The organism is uncultured Thomasclavelia sp. (assembly GCF_944324745.1).
Taxonomy (GTDB): Bacteria; Bacillota_I; Bacilli_A; order Erysipelotrichales; family Coprobacillaceae; genus Thomasclavelia.
Genome location: NZ_CALUXO010000084.1, coordinates 1 through 3183, shown reverse-complemented (window position 1 = coordinate 3183; position 3183 = coordinate 1). Strand labels below are relative to the sequence as shown.

Sequence of the window (3183 nt, the reverse complement as noted above, 5' to 3'; positions counted from 1 at the left end):
CTTCACCTTTGACATAAATTAAAATATTTGCTGTACCTAAGTCGATACCAATTTCTTTTGATAATGCCATTATACGTCCTCCTTGTTTTTCTTAACTATTGTACCATGATTTTTTTTATTTACAAGGCAAAAAAACAAATAGCGATAATTTTTTTAATTATCACTATTTGGCTGATTATAACGCTATTTTTGATAACTCTAAATCGAAATACTTTTCAGGGTTTAAAGCCTGATTATCTTTCTCTAAAATAAAATGTAAATGGTTATTTAATTCCGACTCATAGACATTTTTTCCACTAGTTCCTATTTTATCTCCTTGTTTAATTACAGCATCTTTTTCCACAGTCACTTCACTTAGTGATTGATAAGTTGTTGCTACCCCAGTTTCATTGGTAACAGTGACCACCCAGCCAAGTAATGGATCATTTTCTTTTTTTGTCACTGTACCAGAACAAGCAGCTATAACTTCAAAAGCTTTATCATCATTGGCATAGTCAATTCCTAAATTTGGTCGATAAACTCCTTCAAAATATACCAGCGCCTGTTCGCGTTCATCATCACTTAAACTGGCATCATAAAATTTTTTTACTATTTCAATATCATCACTTACTGGTTTAGCTAATTTTTCTTCTGGCGCCTGGGGATCGTCAGTTTCATCATTACTAGTGTTTTCCTCATTATCTTCAACCTTTACAACAGCTGTATCATTATAGGGCTGATATTGATTTACTAGTAATTGTACAATTCCAACTCCAAATAGAAAAAAGACAACTACTGTAGCAAAAATAAAAACACGACGATTTCGTTTTATAAATAATCTCATTATTTCACCTCATTTGTAGTGTTTCCACTAAAAATCGGTTTATACTAATTATTTACAATTTCAATATTAGTATAATAATGATTTAAAATCGTTTTATAATCAGCTCCTTCTAGCGCCATTCCCTGAGCTCCATATTGGCTCATTCCAACACCATGGCCACTACCTGATGTTGTAAAAACATATTGTCCATTTTGATAATCAATTTCAAAACAACTAGAGGCTAGATTCAACTTTTCACGCACCTGACGGCCACTATAATTTTTACCACCAACACTTAAAGTAGCAACACGACCACTATCCTTATAAGCAATTATATTAAAATCTAGCGTTTCGCATTCAAATAAATCTCTTAATTGCTCCCAGGTAAATTTTTTTTGACGACTATTATTAGGATCAACCGATAGATCCCAATGGCTATCAACACTTCTAAGATATGGTAAGGCACTCGATTCAAAATAATCATCAACATTTTCAGTATAACCATTACTTGAAGAAAAAAACAATGCACTAATATATTCACCATTATATTTCATCACTTCATTGTTAGTTTCAGCGATAGCCGTAGCAATTTTTTGGCTATACTGATCATAATTGCCACCCCATTTTTCTTGCATCTGTTCTTTAGTCAAATACACTTGTGAATTCGTGGTATTATCAACACTTAAACTACGATTATAAACAAAAGTCCGACTGGCCACAACCTGCGCTTTTAAAGCTTCTAGTTCAAATTCTGCCGGCATTTCACCAGCAACAACTCCTAATAAATAATCATCTAGATTAATATAATTAATGTTATCATCAATAGTTACTGCTACTTGAACCGGTTCATTTTCTTCTTGGCCTTTAAAAACCAATTCATCATACTCTGTCTTAAATTTAATTGACAAAAATGCTACTAAAATAAAAAAAACGATTGCCAATTTAACACTGATCTCTTTCATATAATTACCTCAACTAATTATATGAAAGAGAATCATTAATATGTTAAAAATGAATCGTAGCAAACTCTAAAATAAAAGAACCTAATAAATAACCTAAAGAAAGTGAAACAATTAAAAAAAACAAATAAAATTCACGAACTTTACCTTTATGAATAATATTATCATAATTAAAGCAACTTAAAGACCACATTGATAACATGACCGAAATAACATAAACAATCATTTTAATAATTTGATATGACATAATTTTTCACCTCCACAAATTATTATAGACTAGTATAGCATGTTTAATTTACTTTATAAAGGAGGAACAAGTTTGAAAATCCAATTACGATCATATCAGCCCAATGATTTAAATTCCTTAGTAATTCTAGCCAATAACCCTAATATTCAAGCTAATTTAAACGACTCTTTTCCTTACCCTTACACATATCAAGATGCTTATAATTGCCTCAAATTAACTAATAATACTAATCTACCAATAATTGAACTAGCAATCATTTATAACCAGCAATTTTGCGGTGCCATTTCTCTTACTTTTGGTCAAGATATTTATAGTCATATCGGGGAAATTGGCTATTGGATCGGTCAACCATATTGGAATAAAGGAATTGCCACTAAAGCATTACAAATGATGATCGATAATATTTTTAAAAACTACGATCTTAAAATAATTGTTGCCAGAGTATTCAGCAATAATCTAGCAAGTAAAAAAGTACTAACTAAAAATCATTTTAAACACTTAATTACATTAAACAATTATGCTTTTAAGCGTGGTAATTTTCTAGATGTCGATTTATTTGAGCTAACAATCGACCAATATCAGTTATCTTTAAAAAATAACCGCATATAATAAATCAGGTGATAAAATGAATAATACAGTTCTACAAAACTTAATCTACAATCAGCTATATGCAGCTGCCAACTATGAATTAATTGCAACCATAGCCCCAAGTAACGAAATTAAAACTCGACTGACCAATTATGCATCAGATTGTAAAAATAATGCTTCTTATTTAGAAAGAATATATCAAGAAGAAAATACTTCGAGTTATAATCCTATCATTGAAAAAGCCCAGTTTCATGGTAACTTCGTTGAATCAATTAAGTGGACCTTAAATTATATTGGTGAATCAAATCGTTTATTTTTTATTAATTCTTTTTATGAAATTTATACAACTAGCCAGCGACAAATTCTAACGTATATTGCTGGAATATTAAATAATCATGCAATTGGTTTAACTTACATTTCTTTTACAAACTAAAAAACCAGAACATAAGTTCTGGTTAATTTTCAAATGGTGACCTGTACGGGATTCGAACCCGTGAATGCATGCGTGAAAGGCATGTGAGTTAACCGTTTCTCCAACAGGCCACATGGCGCTTGAAGTAGGACTCGAACCTACGACCGATCGGTTA

5 protein-coding genes and 1 tRNA gene are annotated in these 3183 nt (G+C 30.9%); 2 read left to right on the top strand and 4 right to left on the bottom strand.

The genetic code is table 11. The features are described from left to right. Window positions 1-175: 175 nt before the first annotated feature. The 3 genes from Q0K54_RS11835 to Q0K54_RS11825 are packed head-to-tail and all read right to left on the bottom strand — an operon-like array spanning window position 176 to window position 2008. On the bottom strand, window positions 176-823 hold the full coding sequence (locus Q0K54_RS11835; RefSeq protein WP_294581506.1) for a M23 family metallopeptidase: 648 nt from the start codon (window positions 821-823) through the stop codon (window positions 176-178). Window positions 824-867: 44 nt separating this feature from the next. Next, window positions 868-1764, bottom strand: a complete 897-nt coding sequence (gene spoIID / locus Q0K54_RS11830) for a stage II sporulation protein D (protein ID WP_294581504.1) — start codon at window positions 1762-1764, stop codon at window positions 868-870. A gap of 43 nt (window positions 1765-1807) precedes the next feature. After that, window positions 1808-2008, bottom strand: coding sequence for a DUF1146 domain-containing protein (locus Q0K54_RS11825; protein ID WP_294581503.1), 201 nt, complete (start codon window positions 2006-2008; stop codon window positions 1808-1810). 72 nt (window positions 2009-2080) lie between these two features. On the opposite strand from Q0K54_RS11825, the gene Q0K54_RS11820 reads away from it, so the two are divergent. Further along, a complete protein-coding gene (locus Q0K54_RS11820; RefSeq protein ID WP_294581502.1) occupies window positions 2081-2617 on the top strand; it encodes a GNAT family N-acetyltransferase in 537 nt (178 codons plus the stop codon). A 16-nt stretch (window positions 2618-2633) separates the two neighbouring features. Further along, window positions 2634-3029 (top strand): hypothetical protein, encoded by a 396-nt coding sequence (locus tag Q0K54_RS11815; protein ID WP_294581500.1) that lies wholly within the window; start codon window positions 2634-2636, stop codon window positions 3027-3029. A gap of 34 nt (window positions 3030-3063) precedes the next feature. On the opposite strand, the gene Q0K54_RS11810 is transcribed toward Q0K54_RS11815, so the two are convergent. Continuing rightward, window positions 3064-3139, bottom strand: a tRNA-Glu gene (locus tag Q0K54_RS11810). Window positions 3140-3183 lie beyond the last annotated feature (44 nt).